We start from the raw sequence: 19,047 nt of genomic DNA, 5'->3' as shown, positions 1-19,047 counted from the left end.
AACAGGCGGAGCGTCGCCGCTTCGCCTGTTCGATGTGCGCTTACCCTGCGTGGGATTATTTCAGCGCTACGCGGATCACGTCGTCCGGCGCGGTGGCTTCTTTCTCGCGGCTGGAAGCCTGCTTGACGCTGACGTACAGCGTCTGGCCGTCCGGCGACAGCGCCAGGCTGTTCGGATGGGTCGGCGTCTTGATGGTGTTCAGCACCTTGTAGCTCTTGGCGTCGATTACGCTCACTTCACCCGCCTGGCGATGGGTGACGTAAACTTCATTGCGCGCCGGGTTGAACAGCACCGCCAGCGATTCCGGCACGTCGATCTTGCTCAGAACGTTGCCGTTGCGGGTATCCACCACCAGCACCTGCGGCTGCTTGGAATCGGTGATGAACGCGCGATGGGTAGCGGTATCCAGGCTGATGTTCAGGAAGAAGTGCTCTTTGGACTCATCCAGCTTCTTGCGCGACAGCACCTTGTTGGATTGGGTGTCGATGGTCACCAGCTCGCCGTCGGCGTTGGTGACGTACAGGCGCTTGGCGGCGGTGTCCAGCGCCAGGCCGGTGCCATATTTGCCGGTGTCGGTCACGGTGGCGCGCAGGGTCAGATCCTTACCGTCCACCACCCACACCACGCTGGATTCACCCAGCCCGGTGATGTACAGGGTATCGCTGTCGGCATCCGCTACCAGTTCGCGCGGCGCCAGCGGCTTGACGGTCTCGGAACGCTTGCGCGCGTCCAGCACCAGGCGGCCTTTCACGTCGCCGGTCTTGGCGTCGATGGCGGTCACCGAGTTATTGACGGTGTTGCCGAAGAACAGCGTGCCGGTCTTGGCGTTGACGGCGGCGCCGAACGGCTTGATGTCGTTATGGATAATTTGGGTCACGTCCAGCGTGGTCGGATCCAGACGGTAAACGATGCCGCCCTTGTCCAGCTTGCGGCTCTGCGACGTCGCCAGGTACAGCGCGTTCTCGCTCGGGCTGTAGGCCATTTCATAGGCGCCCTTGCCAACCGGCTTGCGCAGCACTTCCGGCGCGGTCTGCGCCAGCAACGAGTTGGAGAACAGCAGCGTGGACAGCAGCATCAGCGGAAATGCCGCACGTTTTCCCTTGGTTATCAAAGTATTCATCGTAATCTCCTTATATCCTTCATACTTGCAGCTACATCGGCGTTGGCTGCGCTCGCTCGCCCCAGTCACTTACCGGAGTAAGCTCCTGGGAACTCACGTTCTTGCCGCCTTGATGCAACTGCAATTATTTTGGATATGGCTCAAAAGAGCGGCGTTTTATGTCAAACCAGACGGCCGCCGCATTATCGTTATTAAAATCAGACTTTCTCTTCGGAAAGCAGCGCCCACCAGCTGTCGATGGTCGGGTTGCGCGCCAGCGCGATAAAGTCGATGTCGCCGCGGATCTTGCGCCAGCGGGTCGCCAGCTCCATGATGCGCACCGAATCCAGGCCGTAATCGATCAGGTTCTCATCGTTGCCCATGTCTTCGCTGTCTTCGTCAAGCAGCGGCAGGATCTGCTGACGCAGTGCATCGATGCTGGCGATGCCGGCAGCCGGCAACAGAGACGCGGTGGTCACCACCCGGCCGCAGCGGCCGGCGGTGTAACGCAGCGCCATCAGGTGTTCGTCGCGCGAGAAGTCCGCCAGGCCGTCGGCCACCATGAACGGCTGGATGTTGCGCATGAAGGCGTCGATGGCGGTGGTCAGGCAGCCGATGTGCGCATACACGCCGCAGATAATCAGCTGATCGCGGCCGGACTCCTGCAGGATCTCCTGCAGCGGCGAGCGGTGGAAGGCGCTGTAGCGCCATTTCACCAGCACCGTGTCGTCTTCGTCCGGCGCCAGCGCGGCGGTCACCGCCTGCTGCTCAGGGTGTTTGTTCAGGCCCGGCCCCCACATGTCGTTCAACAGCGCGCGATCTTCATCGCTCTGCTGGTTCGGCTGCGCGGTATAGAACACCGGAATGCCCTGCTGTTTGCAGTAGCGGCGCAGGTTGGCGATGTTCTCCACCACCTGTTTAATCAGCGCACTGTCTTCGCCCCAGAAATTGAGGAAATACTGCTGCATATCGTGGATCAGCAGCGCGGCGCGCTGCGGTTCTACCTGCCAGGTGACTTTATTTTGCGGCAGTTCGTCCGCCGTCGGCAGCGCGTAATCATTAAGTTTTGGAATGGCCATCGATTAATCTCCCTGAGCCTGAGTCTGTAGTTGCGCGTCGAGCTGCTGGCGCAGCCGTTTTTTGTCCACTTTGCCGACCGGGGTCAGCGGCAGGCTGTCCACCTGAATAAAGCGATCCGGCAGTTTGAAGTCCGCCACGCCCTGCTCGCGCAGGTGGCGACGCAGCACCACCGGCTTCAGCGGCGCGTTGGCGATGATATAGGCGCAGCTCTTCTCCCCCATCAGCGCGTCCGGCATCGACACCAGCGCGGCGTTGATCACGTCCGGATGACGCAGCAGCAGGTTCTCGATCTCCTCGGCGGCGATCTTCTCTCCGCCGCGGTTGATCTGATCTTTCTGCCGCCCCTGCACGGTGATGTAGCCGTCTTCGCTGATGCTGATCAGATCGCCGGAGCAGTAGAAACCGTCGGCATCGAAGGCGTCGGCGTTGTGCGCCGGGCTCTGGTAGTAACCGCGGAAGGTATAAGGCCCGCGCGTCATCAACCGCCCGACCTCGCCCGCCGGCAACGGATTGCCGTCGTCATCCGCCACCCATACTTCGTCGTCCGGCGACATCGGCCGCCCTTGCGTCGTCAGGATGTGGCGTTCGTCGTCGTCCAGCCGGGTGTAGTTCACCAGCCCTTCCGCCATGCCGAACACCTGCTGCAGTTGGCAGCCGATTTCGTTCTGAATGCGTGCCGCCAGCGTTTCGCCCAGCTTGGCGCCGCCCACCTGCAGCAGTTTCAGGCTGGCGAGCTGGGCATTGCCGCCCCACTCTTCGATCGCCTGCAGCCACAGCGTGACCGCCGGCGGTACCAGCGCCGTCACGTTGATTTGGTGCTGTTCGATCAGGCGGAAGCACTGCCCGGCGTCCGGATCGGCGGCGAACACCACCAGCCCGGCGCCATAAAACACGCCCAGCACGCCCGGCGAACTCATCGGGTAGTTGTGCGCCACCGGCAGCGCGCACAGATAGCGGGTCTGCGCGTCGAAACGGCAGATCTCCACGCTGCGGCGAATGCTGTAGTAGTAATCATTGTGGGTGCGCGGGATCAGCTTCGGCGTACCGGTGCTGCCGCCGGAAAGCTGGAAGAACGCCACCTGATCGGCCGCGGAAGGCTGCGCGACGAAACCGTCGCTCGCTTCGTCCAGCCAGGCGGCTAGCGCCAGTTCACCCTCGGGCTGGCTGCGCAGCGCCACAACCCGCAGCGAAGGATGCGCATCGCGGAAGGCGTTCAGGAATTGATCGTCGGCAAACAGCCCGTGCTGGCGATCGGCGATCAGCAGCGCCGGTTTGATCTGCTCGGCATAGGCGTTCAGCTCGCTGCGCTGATGGCTGAACAGCGCGTTGACCGGCGCCACGCCAATTTTCAGCAGCGCGAAGAACACGATATAAAACTCCGCCACGTTGCCCAGCTGGACCAACGCGGTGTCGCCGGATTTCACGCCGCGGCGCAGCAGAGCGGCCGCCAGACGATCGGCGCGCTGCTGCAGCTCGCGGTAGGTCAGGCTGCCCTGGGCGTCGATAATCGCCGGGGCGTCGTTGTTGGCCTGGCGATCGAGGATCTCGGTCAGCGGCTTGTCAGTCCAGTAGCCGCGTTCGCGATAGCGGCTGGCGAACTCCGCCGGCCAGGGGGTAAAGGCAATGCTCATCTTGTCGTTATCCTTGATTCATACCAAAGGCACGCAGAATGGTGCTGAGTTTGGTGCCTGTTTCATGCCATTCAGATTTGGGTGAAGAGTCTTCCACGATGCCGGCGCCGGCGAACAGCCGCACCCGGTTGCCGTCAACGGTGCCACAGCGGATAGTCACTACCCACTCGCCGTTGCCTTCGTCGTCGCACCAGCCGACGATGCCGCCGAACAGGCCGCGATCGAACGGCTCCAGCTTGCCGATCAGGGCGTGCGCCTCGGCCGTCGGCATGCCGCACAGCGCCGGCGTCGGGTGCAGCAGGCAGGCCAGCGACAGGGCATTTTCGTCTGGAGACGCCGCCTCGCCGTCGATCGGCGTGGAGAGATGCCACAGCGTCGTGGTAGTCAACAATTCAGGGGTGTGCGGCACGTTCAGGTAGCGGCAGCGGCCGGCCAGCACGTCACGCATGCTTTCGGTGACGATGCGATGCTCGTGGCGATCTTTCGCCGAGGCCATCAGCCGCTCCCCCACTTCGCGATCGCGCTGCGGGTCGGCCTCGCGCCGGGCGGAACCGGCCAGCGGGTTGGAATAGAAACGGCCGCCGTCCTGGCGTAGCAGCAGCTCCGGGCTGGCGCCCAACAGCGCGCCCTGCTCCAGCGGCACATGGAAATGGAAACCGTGCGGGTTCTGGGCAATCACGCGCGCCATCAGCGCATGGCGATCCACCGGCTGGCGCGTTTCGATCTCCAGCAGGCGCGACAGCACCACTTTATCCAGTTCGCCGGCCTTCATCGCGTCGACGGCGTCGCTGACCATGTTCATAAACGGCTGCTGCGGCGGCAGCTCCGTCACGCCGGCCAGTTCAGGGCCGTTCGCCGGCGGCCGAACGCCGGCCATAAAGGCGGCGCGATCGAACCAGCGGCTCTGCTGCGGAATAAACAGCGCCGAAGGCTGCCGGGTATCGAACGGGATGGCGCCGCACAGCAGCGGTTTTTTGATACCGGCCTGCCGGGCCTCGGCAAACGCCTGCCGTACGCTGCGCTGGAACTCGCCGTTCAGGTCGGCGCCGTCTGCGGCCGGCAGGCGAATGCGGCTGAAACAACCGGTGGTGGTCAAGCTGCGGAAAGGAGAGGTAAAGAAGAAGCCCGACGCCGGAGAAAAATCAGCGGCGAACCGGTGTTCTTCGCGCTCCTGCATTTCCTTTCGATTGATGTCGTTCACGGCAGTATCCATCGCTTCGCCCTCAAGGATTTGAAGTGATAACCAATATAATAATGATTATCATTTGAGTTAATTCCGCGCTAAATTACTCGCCGATATTTGCTATGTCAATAAACGTAAGCACTTCTTTCATTTCGAAATCATGACATAAACGCTGTGGGTTTTACGCATGCCGATGATAAGCATTGCTATTTGATCCCACAGCGTTGTCTTAACGCGTTCGACTACTTTTCTGTGGCGGGCTGCGGCTCCGGTTTGTGCAGCGTCACCTGGCGCAAACCGGTCATGGCGAACAGCAACAGGATGCCGAGCACCGCCGCGCCGAAGCCGAAACCGCTGGCGCTCATCGCCGGCAGCATGAAGGCGCCCATCGCCCCCAGCAATAATGCGCCCAGCGCATCGCCCACCACGTTCTGCGCCGTCCACAGGCCGTTGATGCGGCCGAGGAAGTTGTCCGGCGTCAGGCTCTGGATCAGGCCGTATTGCAGCAGCGAGTTCAGCGCGCTCAGGTAGCCGAACGCCACCAGGCACAGCAACGCCAGGCTGTACCACGGCATCAGGCCGAACAGGCCAATGGCGGCGAACGCCGCGATCGCCGTCAGCAGCATCACCCAGCCGGGGCGCGCCACGTGCGCCACGCGCCCGCTGGTGAACGCACCGATGGCCGCGCCGAGCGGCACGGCGGCGTACATATAGCCGAGGTGGGCAGCGTCGATGTGCCAGCTCTCCGCCATCGCCGGGTACAGCACGCGCACCGCGCTGGCCATGGTCAGCAGCGCGCCGATCAGCGCCACCATGCCGATCACCTTGTTCTGGAACAGGAAGGCGAAGCCGCCCGCCAACGCGCGCAGCGGGTGTTCACGCGGCTGCGGCGGCGGCATCAGCTGCGGCAGGCTCAGCAGCGGCAGCAGCGTCAACAGGGTGCCAAACGCCGCCAGGCCGTAGTTCCAGGCAATGCCCATATGGGCAATCACCAGGCCGCCAATCGCCGGGGAAAGAATCGAGCCGAAGCGCACCGTCAGCATGCTGATGGCGCCTGCCTGCACGATGTTTTCGCGGCCCACCAGCGCCGGCGTGGCCGCCAGCAGCGCCGTCACCCCCACCGCGCCGAAGAAGCCGTCCCACACCGCCAGCAGATAAATGGCCGCCAGCGAAGGCGACGGCAATAGGGCGTTGAGGCACAGGCCGACGAAGCCGACGCCGCAGGTGGAACGCGCGAACAGGATCAGCCGGCGCCGCTCATAGCGATCGGCCAATACGCCTCCCATCAGCAGCCCGGCGAACATGCCGCCGCCGGCCAACGTCACCGCCAGCCCGACCTGCAGGGTGGAACCGGTCAGCGCCTGGATCTGCACCGGGATGGCGATCGCCATCAGCCCCAGCGCCACAATGGAGATAAAGCGCGCGCAGAATACCGCGCGGAAAGCCCGGTTGGTTTTCAGCAGGCTAAAATCAAGCAGGATGGAGGGTTTGCTACTCATCGGTTGTTCACCACATCTTTAAACGGGGATTCTGCAGTTGCGGGGCGCTATGCTAGCACAGATGGCGAAATCAATAATGATAATAAAACTCATTGATATTCAACTGTGAGCAACCGCAAGAAACGCCGCCACACGCGGGGTAATCCCCGTGCCTGGCGGCGAGATGACGGGCGCGATTACAGCGTGCGCAAGATCCGGTTCAGCAGCGGCCCCAGCACTTTGAACGACGCCGGCGAAACGATATCGACATGCGCGCAGTCCAGCTCGTGCGCCTGCAGCGCATCGACGTACTGCGACCAGGTCTGCTGCACGTCCATCCCTTCCTGCAACGTACGTTTGGCGACGAACAGCGTCGCCTGACCGCGGAAGCGGGCGGTGCGCGTGTGCGACAGCAACCGCACCGAATCGGCGTAGTTGGCTTCGATGTTGTCGAACATCGCGGTGCGCGTCTCGCCCAGCGCCGGATCGAGCGTATCCTGCGACACCGCCAGGAACTGCTCGCGCTCGCGCTGCACTTCCTTCAACACGTTGTCGTCCAGCATCACGTCCCAGTTTTGGGTCTCCGGCGGATAGGTATCCAGCAGGCCGAGGAATGCCACCTGCTCACCGCGCGCCTGCAGCCGGGCGGCGATGCCCTGCGCCAGCGTGCCGCCCAGCGAGTAGCCGATGAAGTGGTACGGCCCGTGCGGCTGTACCTGCAACACCGTCTGCAGGTGGGCATCCACCACCTGATCCATATCTTCGCTCAGCGCCAGCGGGCCGTCCGGCCGCGGCGACTGGATACCGACCAGCGACCAGTGCTGATCGAGATAGCGCGGCAATACGCTGAACTGCCACGAGAAACCGGACGCCGGGTGCAGACAGAACAGCGTCGGCCCCTCGGTGACGCGCAGCGGCAATACGCTGTCGAATCCGCTGCGATCGGCCTCTTCCTGCGTGCGATCTTCCGCCAGCAAGGCCGCCAACTGCTCAACGCGCGACGCCACCATCACCTGGCCGACGGACACCGCCTTGCCCAGATCGCGGCGCAGCTCTGCCGCCAGACGCATCGCCAGCAGCGAATGGCCGCCGAGCGCGAAGAAATCGTCGTCGGCGAACACCTGCTCGCGCTGCAGCAAGCGGGCGAACACCGCCGCGATCTCGCTTTCCAGCCCGGCCTGCGGCGGCCGTCCTGCCTTGCGTTCACCGCCCTGCGGCTGCGGCAAGGCCTTGCGATCCAGCTTGCCGTTGGCGCTCAGCGGCAAATCGCTCATTTCCACCAGCGCCACCGGCACCATGTGCGGCGGCAGGCGGTCGGCCAGCGCCGCGCGCAGGGCTTCCGCATCCCAGTTCGCGCCAGGCTGCATCACCAGATAGCCTACCAGCTGGCGCGCATCGCCGCCGGCGTCCACCGGTGTGCCCTGCAGCACCAGCGCGTGCGTCACCGCCTGGCGCACGCCCGGCAGCGACAGCAAGGCGTGGTCGATTTCGCTCAGCTCGATACGCTGCCCGCGGATCTTCAGCTGATCGTCGCTGCGGCCCAAATATTCCACCGCGCCGTCCGGCAGCCAGCGCGCCACGTCGCCGGTGCGGTACATGCGCCCGCCCTCGCCGAACGGATCGGCGACAAAGCGGCTGGCGGTCAGATCCGGCCGGCCAAGGTAGCCGTGCGCCAGCTGCACGCCGGTCAGATACAGATCGCCCGCCACGCCCGGCGGCACCGGCCGCAGGCGCGCGTCAAGAATGCGCAGCCCGGTATTCCACACCGGCAGCCCGATCGGCACGTTGGCGCCGGTCACCTTCGCCAGCGCCTCGCCGTAGGCCGGATGCCAGGTCACGTCCACCGCCGCTTCGGTCGGGCCGTAGAGGTTGTGCAACGGCACCGCCGTGCGGCTTTGCCACAGGCGGCACAGCTCCGCCGGCAGCGCTTCGCCGCTGCAGAACACCTGGCGCAGCGCGGCGCAGCTCGCCACCGCCGCGTCGTCGTCCAGGGCGGCCACGAAAGCCGCCAGCATCGACGGCACGAAGTGCAGCGTGGTAATGCGATGTTGTGCGATCAGCTGTTGCAGCTGCTGCGGGTCGCGATGCGCCTCCGGTGGCGCCATCACCAGCCGGGCGCCAACCATCAGCGGCCAGAAGAATTCCCACACCGAGACGTCGAAACTGCACGGCGTTTTCTGCAGCACCGCGTCGTCCGCTCCCAGCGGATACTGCTGCTGCATCCACAGCAGGCGGTTGACGATCGCCTGATGGCCGACCAGCACGCCTTTCGGACGCCCGGTGGAGCCGGAGGTAAAGATGATATAGGCCGCATGGTCCGGCGTCGGGCCCGCGATCGCCACCCCGGCGGCGTGATCGGCCGCCAGTGGCGCGTCATACAGCAAGATTTCGCCCTTGTCGGCGAAACGCGCCTGCTGCGCCGGGTTGGTGATGACCAGCCGCGGCGCGGCGTCTTCCAGCATCATCGCCAGCCGTTCGTCCGGATAACCGGTGTCCAGCGGCAGATAGGCGGCGCCCGCTTCCACGATCGCCATCAACGCCAGCGACAGGAACACCGAACGCGGCAACGCCACTGCCACGATGTCGCCCGGCCGCACGCCCTGCGCCACCAGCTCGCGCGCCAGCGCCGTGACCTGCTCGCGCGTTTCGCGGTAGGTAAAGCTGAAATGCGCATCCGCCAGCGCCGGCGCGTCTGGCGTGGTTTGCGCCTGCTGCGCCAGCAGCTGGCTCAGCGTGGTCGCCGGTACCGGGTGCGTCGTGTCGTTGACCCGCGCCAGCAGCGCGTGATCGTCGGCGGTCAGCATATCGGCTTCGCCGATCGGCAACGTTGCCTGCGCGGCGAACTGCGCCAGCAGCAGCGGCAGCCGCTGCAGGTGCGCCTGCAGTTCCTGGCGGCTGTATCGCTCGGCGTTGGCCAGCAGTTCCACCTTCAGGTGATGGTGCTCGTCGATAAACAGCGCAATCTCCAGATCGCGCACCGGCCCGGAGGCCAGATCGTGGGTGATGCCTTCGATACCGGCGAAGTCCAGCTGGTAATCGAACATTTTGAAGTTGAAGACCGTGCCGTACAGCGGTTCGCCGTCGCCGATGCGCCCCAGATCGCGCTGCACCTGTTCGGCGTCGTAGCGCTGATGGCGGCGCACCGTTTTCAGCTCGCGGCTGATGCGGGCGGCGGCCTCATACAGCGTGGCCTGCGGCTCGAGGTGCATCTCCATCGGCAGCACGTTGATCACCGGGCCGGCGGCGCACAGGGCGGCCGATCCGGTACGGCGCATGAAGATAAAACCGGCGCTGAAGCTCGGTTGGCCACTCAGGCGCGATACCCACAGCGCCACCAGCGCCACCGCCATATCGGCGGCGTTCAGCTTCTGCTGCGCGCCGCACTGCACCAGTTCGGCGAAGGCCTGCGGATCGCAGCGCTGTTCCAGCCGGTGGATGCGCGGCGTGGGGGTTTGCCCGGCCAGCGGCTGCGGGCAAAGGGTCGCCGGCGGCGGCAGCTGCCGCGCTTTTTCGAGCCAGAAATCGGCGTCGCGCTGCCAGGCCGGCGCCTCCCGGTAAGCCTGGTATTCCGCCACCACGTCGCTGAACGCCGTGAAAGGCGTCGGTTCCAGCGCGTCGCCGCGGCAAAGATGGGTGTAAATCGCCGCCACGCGGCGAGCGATGGCGGTGAAGCTGAAACCGTCCACCAGCAGATGGTGATAGCGCTGATACCAGAACCAGCGGTCATCCGCGAGGCGCATCACCACATGGCGATACAGCGGCGCGCCGCTGCCGGCGCGCAGATCGCTCGCCAGATCGATATCCATCAGCGCGCGCGCGGCGGCTTCGGGGTCCGGCGACGTCGTCAGATCGACGAGTTCCGGCTCGTGCACCGCCAGCGCGTCGTCCAGCCATTGCACCGGCACGCCGTCGCGTTCCGCAAAACGCAGGCGCAGCATATCCACCTCGCCCAGGCCCTGGGTAATGGCCTGCAGCAGAGGCTCTACGGCAATGGGGCCGTTGAGTTCGATGGCGTGGGCCACCGCGTAGGCATTGCGATGCGGGGAAATTTGATCGGCGACCCAGATGCCGGGTTGCGCCGCGACCAGCGGCCATTCGCCCGCAAGCGCCGGGCCGCTGAGAGAGTTAGGGGTGTGTGACACTGCTTATTGCTCCCGTGATTACCTGGCGCCGGTCACGCCTCGCGTGCTGCGACCGGCAGAATGTCTTGCCAATGCTGTTCCAGCCATTCGGCGCACGCAGTGCGCGCCGCCGGGCCGAAGACGATCGTCCACTCGGACGGAATGGCGCGGAAATCCGGCCACAAACTGTATTGTTGTTGTACGTTGCGCAGCACCAGGCTGCGCTGCTGTTGATCATCGAACGGATTCAGGCTTTCCATCATGTGTTCCTCGAGCCGTTGCCGTCGCCGATGCCGGATAAGCGGTGGCGAAAGCGGAAGCCCAGACCGCCTGCAGCCCGTCGGTCAGGCCGCTGCGCCAGCACAGCGCGTCGTGCCCGCCCTCCACCACCCGGTAGTGCACCCGATGGCCGGCGTCGCTCAGGCGCGCCGCCATTTCGCCGCTGACCCGGTGCACCAGCTTTTCCTGCGAACCGGCTTCCATAAATACCTTCAGCGCGCCGTGGTTGCCCAGGCCGTGTCGTTCCACCTGCTGCATCAGCCAGCAGGCATCGTCGGGAATGCTCGGCAACTGCAGCATGTCGCGCCGCGGCCACCAGTAGGAACCAGACTGAGTGATCACCGCGCCGAAGCGCTGCGGCCAGCGCAGGCCGGCATACAGGGAAGCCAGGCCGCCAAAGCTTTGCCCCGCCACCACCGTATCGGCCGGTTTGTCGCTGTGCGGCGCCCAGTCGGCCAGCTGCGGCATCAGTTCTTCCTGCACCGCCAGCCAGAAATCGTCCTTGCAGGTCAGTTCGCGCGACCGGTGCGGCAGATCGATAATGTCGATCAGCACATACACCGCTTCCGGCAATGCCCCTTCACGGGTCAGCTGCATCAGCGGCTCCCAAACCGGCATCTGCTTCGCCCAGAACTGGCCGTCGAGCAGAATAGCCAACGGACGCTCGGCCGGCTTGCTGTCACCGGTGGTGTAGATCCAGACGTCGCGGCTGTTGCCCAGGCGCTCGCTTTGCCAGGTATGGCGCTGCAAACGCGCCGGCAGCGGTGGCGTACAGCGCCCGCTGGCGATCTCGTACTCGTCGAACGAGCGCCATACCGGCTGCGGCGGCGCATCCGGCATGTGCAGGCCGGAGACGCTGTGGCCGCTGGCGCTTTGCCAGGAGCGATACGGGTTGAGCAGATCGGGGGTGGCGCTGGCGAACACCTGGTGCCACCAGTGGCGCAGGTTGTGCATGTTGGTGTGCGCATCGTCGCCGCTGAACGCCGGCGGCCGCTCGTCAAAGCAGGGGATAAAGCAGTAGCTGCCGCGCCAGGCGCCGCTCAGCTCGGTCTGCCAGTACCACACGTCGGTGCCGGCCAAACGCTGCAGGCTTTGCGGCGGATTCGGCTGATGATGGTCGGTCAGGCAGTTGATGTTGATCCACACGCGACGGTAGGCGGAGGTCAATTCGCATCCCTGAGGATCGCGCCAGAAAAAGGTGGTTCGCCAACGGCCGTTACCCGCCGGTTCTACCCATGGCGTACCGCGTCGTGCCACCGTCAACCACCACCCTGGACTGCCCGCATTGCTGCTGGCCAATAATCTGCTGCTTTCTGACTGTAGTTCTGTATTCACAACGCCTACCCATTTTGTAGTTGGCGGCACCGGGAACGTCGACTTTTCCCTATCGCCGGCCACCGCCCGAACGCACTGTACGCCAAATACTATTGATAATAATTTGCATTTGCAATAGTGTGTAAGGCTTGGAGATCGTGCTGGTATTGCGCGCAACGGACAGGGATCGGGGATACATCAATGGCATCCCTTGCCGCAGCCGATTTTCTATTTCCGACTACACAAAAACTACAACCGCCCTTCCCCCCGTTCGGCGAGGGATGGCAGCAAGGTAGGACACTCAGATGAAAAGCAAGCTATCACGTTATTCTTTAGCCACTCTTATCGGCTTGGGATTGGGCGCGTCCGCGTTCGCCAACGCCGCGCAGCAGACCGACACCACCACCACGGAAGAAAACAGCGGCACCACGGATAAAAAGCCGCGCGGCGAAGACACCATCGTCGTGACCGCCGCCCGGCAGAACCTGCAGGCGCCGGGGGTGTCCACCATCACCGCCGAAGAGATCAAAAAACGCCCGCCGGCGCGCGACATCAGCGAACTGATCCGCACCATGCCAGGGGTTAACCTGACCGGCAACTCCACCAGCGGCCAGCGCGGCAACAATCGCCAGATCGATATCCGCGGCATGGGCCCGGAAAACACCCTGATTCTGATCGACGGCAAACCGGCCTCCAGCCGCAACTCGGTGCGTCAGGGCTGGCGCGGCGAGCGCGACTCGCGCGGCGATACCGCCTGGGTGCCGCCGGAAATGATCGAACGCATCGAAGTGCTGCGCGGCCCGGCCGCCGCGCGCTACGGCAACGGCGCCGCGGGCGGCGTGGTCAACATCATCACCAAGAAGGCCGGCGATGCGCTGCACGGCTCGCTGAACGGCTACTTCAACGTGCCGCAGCACAAGCAGGAGGGCGCCACCAAGCGCACCGACTTCAGCCTGTCCGGCCCGCTGAGCGATTCCCTGAGCTTCCGCCTGTTCGGCGGCTACAGCAAAACGCAGGCCGACGCCTGGGACATTAACGAATCACACAAGTCCGAACGCGTAGGCGCCTACGCCAACAGCCTGCCCGCCGGGCGCGAAGGGGTGGTCGATAAAAACATCGACGCCTTACTGCATTGGGACTTCGCCCATCTGCAGTCATTGGAGTTCGAGTATGCCTACGGCCGTCAGGGCAACCTGTATTCCGGCGATACCCAGAACACCAATACCAATGCCCTGGTGCAGAGCAACTACGGCAAAGAGACTAACCGCATCTACCGTGAAACCTTCGGCCTGACCCACCGCGGCGCCTGGGACAACGGCGTGAGCACCAACAACTACGTGCAGTTCGAGCGCACCCGCAATACCCGCCTGAACGAAGGCCTGGCCGGCGGCACCGAAGGCATCTTCGACACCAAAAATACCGGTTTCGGCACCACCAAGCTGGACGACTTCCTGGCGCACAGCGAAGTCAGCGTGCCGTTTGAGCTGGGCGTTTCACAGACCGCCACCCTGGGTACCGAGTGGACCCAACAGCGGATGAAAGACGGCACCTCCACCAGCCAAACGCTGATGGGCGGCACTATTCCCGGCATGGGCAACGGCACGCGCAGTCCTTACGCTTCCGCGCATATCTTCTCGCTGTTCGCCGAAGACAACATTGAGCTGACCGACACCACCATGCTGACGCCGGGTCTGCGTTACGATCTGCATTCAGAATCCGGCAACAACTGGAGCCCGGCGCTGAACCTGTCGCAGGAACTGGGCGACTACTTCACGCTGAAAATGGGCATCGCGCGTTCTTACAAGGCACCGACCCTGTACCAGACCAACGGCAACTACCTGCTGTACAGCAAAGGCCAAGGGTGTGCGGGCAGCGATGTCAGAAACGGCTGCTACCTGCTCGGTAACGACGATCTGAAGGCGGAAACCAGCGTCAACAAAGAGATCGGGCTGGAGTTCCATAACGAAGGCTGGCTGGCCGGCGTGACTTACTTCCGCAACGATTACCACAACAAGATTGAAGCGGGTAACTCGCGCATCGCCACCAGCAGCACCGGCACGGCGGTCTACCAGTGGGAGAACGTACCGAAAGCGGTGGTGCAGGGGCTGGAAGGCTCGTTGAACGTGCCGGTCAGCGAGACCGTCACCTGGAGCAACAACGCCACCTACATGATCGAGAACAAGAACAAGACCACCGGCGATTACCTGTCGGTGATCCCGAAGTTCACCGTCAACTCGACCCTCAGCTGGCAGGCTACGCAGGATCTGTCGATGCAGTCCACCCTGACCTGGTACGGCCGTCAGAAGCCGAAGAAGTACAACTACCAGGGTAAACCGGCCACCGGCGGCGAAACCCGCGAGGTCAGCCCTTATGCCGTCGTCGGTGCCAGCGCGACCTATGACCTGACCAAAAACGTCAGCGTCACCGCCGGCATCGACAACCTGTTCGACAAACGCCAGTTCCGCGCCGGTAACGCGCAGAACGTGGGCGACCCGATTACCGGCGCGATCAACATCGCCGGCGCGGGCGCGGCCACCTACAACGAACCGGGCCGTACCTACTACATGAGCATCAACACCCACTTCTGATGACATGACCCAACGAAAAGGGGCGCCGCGGCGCCCCTTTTTTTATCTTTCCATTGCGTTACTGGGTGTGCAGCTGAATGCGCACCACGCTTTCCGGCTTGCCGGCCTTGGTGGAGGCACCGTCGTTTTTCACCGTCACAAACAGCGCGTCGCCTTTCGGATCCAACGCCAGGCTGTTAGGGTGCGGCGGCAGGTCTACGGTTTGCAGGCGCTTGAGCGTCTTGGCGTCGAACACCGTCAGCGTGCCGGCGCCGTGATCCACGCGCACGCCTTTGCGGTTGGCGACATACAGCCGCTGGCTGCGCTCGTCGAGCAGCAGGCCGATCGGCACCTCATCCGTCAGCTCGCTGGCCAGCACCTTGCCGCTGTCCGCATCCAGCGCAAACACCCGGTGGCCGCTGCTGCGTTTCACGTAGTCGTGCCCCAGATGATGGTTGCGGTAGTCGTCGCGATCGATGCCTTGATCGACGCCCAACAGGCGATTGCTTGCCGGGTCATACACCAGATTCAGCAGCTGATCGGCCTGCACTTCGTGCGTGGCGGTGATCGCCAGCGTGTCGGCGTTCAGGGTGATCACCTGCCCCTGCATGTTGGAGACGAACACCCGGCGGCCCTTCTCATCCAGCGTGATGCCCACCGCGTTGTAGCCAAAGCCCGGGATCACTTTCTCCAGCTTGCCGGCCTTGGTATCGACCACGTACAGCACGCTGTCGACGCCGAAGCCCAGCCCCGGCAGGAACAGACGGCCGCTTTGCGCGTCATATTTGATCTCGCGGAGGCGGTACAGGTAGTCCTCGGTGATTTTAAACTTCTTCAGCTCCGCCAACAGGAAATCCAGACGCTTGCCGCTGATGCCCGCCTGCTTGTAAGCCTGCTCCAGCACCGCTTTGTCCAACAGCTTGATGCTGCCCAGCGCGTGGTTGGTGGTGGTGTCCACCACCCCGACTTCGCCGTTGAAAGCCTGCGTCAGGTACAGGCGATTGCCCGCATCGTTCAGCGCCACGCCGAAGCCTTTCACCTGCAGCGGGATCTCCGCCTTGATCGCCAGGGTGTTGGGATCCAGCCGCAGCACGCGGGAGCGCGCCTCTTCCTTCCAGTCCGGCGCGCTGACGAACAGCGCCTGTTGCGAGGTGCTGTAGGCCATCTCCACCACCGTCGATGACAGCGCCTCGCGCTTGATGTCCTGCGGTTTGATGCCGACATCGTCCGCCTGCGCGGCACCGGCGACCACCAGAGAGGCCGCCACCAGCAGCGACAGTAACGCGCGCGGGGTTGCTAGGGTTCCAGACATCCTTTTATCTCCTTGAAAATCATGCTTTCGGTTAGAGTGAAACAACGTCATGCCTGCGGCCCGGGCGGCAGCGCCGCCAGAGCGATATCGCCAGCGATGTGCTGCGCAAACTGGGTAAAGACGTGCTGAACGCCGTCGGCGATCAGATTGGCCTGCTCCCGGCTGTAGTGGTCCTGGCGGTAGGTCATCATCACCCGCAGGGATTTCTTCCCGGCCAGATCGTCTTCCATCACCTCAAACTGCAGGCCGAGCAGCGATTCGGCTTTCTCCGGCTCCACCTGACGGTAGGCGATCGCGCTGCCGTCCTGCAGCCGGAACTCGCCGTTCAGCTTGATGCGGCTGTGGATCTGGATAAACACTTCAAACATGTGGTTCTTGCGGTCGGCGTCCACGCCGAACAGCCCTTCCTCCACCAGATCGATCGGAATATCGGTGTACGGCAGCGAGCCATTGATGGTGTTTTTCACCTGGCTGACCAACCCGGCCACCGTCAGCCCCTCGTCGAAGCGCACGCGGTGCACCACTACGGTAGTGAAGTAGCCGACGGTATCGAAGAACTCGGCGTCGTTACGGCCGGAGGTCGAGGTGCCCACCAGCAGATCCGCCGGGCCGCCGAGCAGGCGCAGCGCCGAGGTAATCCCGGCATACACTACGTTGAACAGCGAAGCGTTGTTGCGGCGGGCGAGCTGATACAGGCCTTCCGCCACGGCAGGATCGACCTCGAACTCCAGCCAGCCGCCGTTGACGTCCGCCGGTGCCGGCACCGCCGGATGGGTGGACGGCTCTTGCCGGAAGATCGGCTGGCCGACCGGCGCGCCGCGCAGCGCGTCGAGCCAGTAGTCCAGATGTTGCTGCTGCACCCCGGAGGCCCGCTGCTGCCGGGCGAAAGTGTGGAACTGCGGCGGTTGCCCGCTCCACTGCGGCGCCTGGCCGACGACGCGATGGCGATAGGCGACGCCCAGCTCATCCATCATCAGGTTGAGCGACCATTCATCCAGCACCACATGGTGGAACAACAGCGACAGCAGCTGTTGGCCGTTGTCCGCATCGCGCAGCAGCGTGGCGCGCAGCGGCAGCTCGGCGGCCAGATCGAACCGGTGCTGGCCGGCATCGGCCAACAGGGCGGCGGCGTTGCCCGCCGGCATCTCGTGGGAGAAGCGGAACCACGAGTAGTCCGAGAGTTCGGCGGCCGGCACCACCACCTGCACCACTTCGCCCTGCTGCTCGACGAAGCGTGAACGCAGCACGGTATGGCGAGTCATGACGTCGATAAACGCCTGACGCAGCGCCGTTTCATCCACCGCATCGAAGAAGCGCAGAGAGAACGGCAGGTTGAAAATCTCGTCATGGCCGAAGGCTTCATACACCTTCCACAGCGATTCCTGCGCCAGCGACAGCGGCGCCTGCGCGCGATCATGGTCGTCGGCGGTGGCCACCGCGGCATTCGGCTGCGCGACGTTCAGGCGTTTGGCGTAGCCCGCCAACCCGCGCGCCGTCGGATGGCTGAACAGATCGTTAATGTTGATTTCGATCTGATGCAGGCTCAGCAAACGGCCGATCACCCGGGTAGCGACCAGCGAATGGCCGCCGCGATCGAAGAAGTCTTCATCCAGGGTCATTTCCGGCGCCACCAGCGCCTCACGGAACTCCTGCAAAATCAGCGGTGCAACGCTTTCGTCTGCGTCGCCGTTCGCCGCCGGCGCGGCCATCGCCGGAGAAGCGGCCTCAGCCGCCGGCAAGGCGACGGCAATCCGCTGCCCGGCCAGGAACGCGCTGAACTGCTCCAGCAGGAAAGGCGCCACATGGGGAGACAGGCGCGGGTCGGTGACCAGCTCCAGCGTCAGCGCTTCCGCCTCGGGCAAGCCCAGCAGCAGCGCCAGTTCAAACGGCGTATGCAGCGGCGGCAGCAACAGGCGTTCGGCGTGAACCCCTTCCAGCCGCCACTCTGCGGCCAGATCGTCGCGCCAGGCCACCAGCAGCTGCGCTCGCTGCGAGTCCGGCTGTTCAGCCACGGCCTGCGCCAGCAGCCGCTGCCCGACGTCGCTCTCGCCATGCTGCACGGTCAGGCGCATCAGCGGCGGCGCCGTCAGGCCAAGCTCCAGGCCGACGAACTCCGCCGTTTCTGCGGCCGGCACGCACAGCTGCACCGCTTGGCCGCCGGCCTGCGCGGCGACGAACTCGGCAAACCGTGCCGCCACCGCCGCCAGCAAGGCCCGCGGCGTGTCGTTGGCGGGCAACAGCGAGCGATCAATGCGCGTGACCACGCGCGAGCCCACCGGCGGCAACGCTTCAGCGCGCTGCGCCGGGCTGCGGTAATCCTGCAGCGAGACGGCCTGGCGCACCCACGGCAGCTGCGGCTCCGGGGTTTCCGCCAGCTCGACCGGCGCCACCGCGAAAGGCAGAGGCATCACATCCCCGTTATAACGGGCGGACAGCATCGCCGGCAGGTGGCGCCACGGCAGCGTTTCCGCCAGGATGTCATGCAAGACCACGCCCAAAATCACGTCATCGCCCGGCATGAGCAACAGCAGGCAGCGCAGCGGCGCTTCGTTTTCCAGTTCAAACGGCACCGCCTGCGCCTGCAGCAGGCAACCCATGGCGTGTTGTTCGTCCGCCACCTGACGCAGGCTCACCGGCAACGGCGCCGAGCCGGCGGGGCGTTTCACCAGACCGTTTTCGTCATCAAAAACGTAGCGCACGTCCACGCCAGGCGTTTCCCGCACCAGCGCCTGCAGCGCCGCCGTCAGCCGGGCGATATCCACGTCCCCCGTCAGGCGCCAGGCCAGCGCCCGCTGCCCGCGTGCGTCACCCTGCTGCAGATGGGCGAACCACGCCCGCTCTTCGGCTTCGCTTACCGGCCGTTCGCCGTCCGCCGACGCCGCGCCCAGCGCCTGAAACGCGCTCTCCAGCCGCTGGGCCTCTTCATCGCTCAGAATGCTGTCAAAATCACCGATCACTGCGTTATCTCCTTTGCCCGGCCGTG

The 19,047-nt window shown here is 64.4% G+C and carries 11 protein-coding genes; 1 reads left to right on the top strand and 10 read right to left on the bottom strand.

The window, feature by feature from the left end:
- Nucleotides 1-55 precede the first annotated feature (55 nt).
- The 8 genes from yncE to fes form a co-directional block, all read right to left on the bottom strand.
- The gene (gene yncE / locus QOL81_RS12040) at nt 56-1,075 is read right to left on the bottom strand and encodes a 7-bladed beta-propeller protein YncE (protein ID WP_502950665.1); all 1,020 of its coding nucleotides are present in this window, start codon (nt 1,073-1,075) and stop codon (nt 56-58) included.
- Between the two features lie 242 nt (nt 1,076-1,317).
- A complete protein-coding gene (locus QOL81_RS12035; protein WP_283439841.1) occupies nt 1,318-2,178 on the bottom strand; it encodes an isochorismatase in 861 nt (286 codons plus the stop codon).
- Nucleotides 2,179-2,181: 3 nt separating this feature from the next.
- Complete coding sequence (locus QOL81_RS12030) at nt 2,182-3,810, bottom strand: (2,3-dihydroxybenzoyl)adenylate synthase (RefSeq protein WP_060425206.1); 1,629 nt, start codon at nt 3,808-3,810, stop codon at nt 2,182-2,184.
- Nucleotides 3,811-3,817: 7 nt separating this feature from the next.
- The gene (locus QOL81_RS12025) at nt 3,818-5,023 is read right to left on the bottom strand and encodes an isochorismate synthase (protein ID WP_283439840.1); all 1,206 of its coding nucleotides are present in this window, start codon (nt 5,021-5,023) and stop codon (nt 3,818-3,820) included.
- 212 nt (nt 5,024-5,235) lie between these two features.
- The gene (entS, locus tag QOL81_RS12020) at nt 5,236-6,492 is read right to left on the bottom strand and encodes an enterobactin transporter EntS (protein WP_047729313.1); all 1,257 of its coding nucleotides are present in this window, start codon (nt 6,490-6,492) and stop codon (nt 5,236-5,238) included.
- Nucleotides 6,493-6,668: 176 nt separating this feature from the next.
- Nucleotides 6,669-10,613 carry an enterobactin synthase subunit F gene (locus QOL81_RS12015; protein ID WP_283439839.1) on the bottom strand — a complete coding sequence of 1,315 codons (3,945 nt, stop codon included), beginning with the start codon at nt 10,611-10,613 and terminating at the stop codon, nt 6,669-6,671.
- A 32-nt stretch (nt 10,614-10,645) separates the two neighbouring features.
- Nucleotides 10,646-10,852 carry an MbtH family protein gene (locus tag QOL81_RS12010; RefSeq protein ID WP_048325765.1) on the bottom strand — a complete coding sequence of 69 codons (207 nt, stop codon included), beginning with the start codon at nt 10,850-10,852 and terminating at the stop codon, nt 10,646-10,648.
- Complete coding sequence (fes, locus tag QOL81_RS12005) at nt 10,827-12,206, bottom strand: enterochelin esterase (protein WP_195892974.1); 1,380 nt, start codon at nt 12,204-12,206, stop codon at nt 10,827-10,829. Before fes ends, QOL81_RS12010 begins: the two co-directional genes overlap by 26 nt.
- A gap of 284 nt (nt 12,207-12,490) precedes the next feature.
- On the opposite strand from fes, the gene QOL81_RS12000 reads away from it, so the two are divergent.
- The gene (locus tag QOL81_RS12000; protein WP_060425198.1) at nt 12,491-14,773 is read left to right on the top strand and encodes a TonB-dependent siderophore receptor; all 2,283 of its coding nucleotides are present in this window, start codon (nt 12,491-12,493) and stop codon (nt 14,771-14,773) included.
- A 58-nt stretch (nt 14,774-14,831) separates the two neighbouring features.
- Here the strand turns inward: QOL81_RS12000 and QOL81_RS11995 are convergent, their stop codons facing one another.
- A complete protein-coding gene (locus QOL81_RS11995; protein WP_283439838.1) occupies nt 14,832-16,064 on the bottom strand; it encodes a YncE family protein in 1,233 nt (410 codons plus the stop codon).
- A 47-nt stretch (nt 16,065-16,111) separates the two neighbouring features.
- The gene (locus QOL81_RS11990) at nt 16,112-19,021 is read right to left on the bottom strand and encodes a condensation domain-containing protein (RefSeq protein ID WP_283439837.1); all 2,910 of its coding nucleotides are present in this window, start codon (nt 19,019-19,021) and stop codon (nt 16,112-16,114) included.
- Nucleotides 19,022-19,047 lie beyond the last annotated feature (26 nt).

It is taken from the genome of Serratia sp. CC22-02 (assembly GCF_900182895.1).
GTDB lineage: Bacteria > Pseudomonadota > Gammaproteobacteria > Enterobacterales > Enterobacteriaceae > Serratia > Serratia nevei.
The sequence above is the reverse complement of the archived record's forward strand: the minus strand, read 5'-3'. Positions and strand labels throughout refer to the sequence as shown.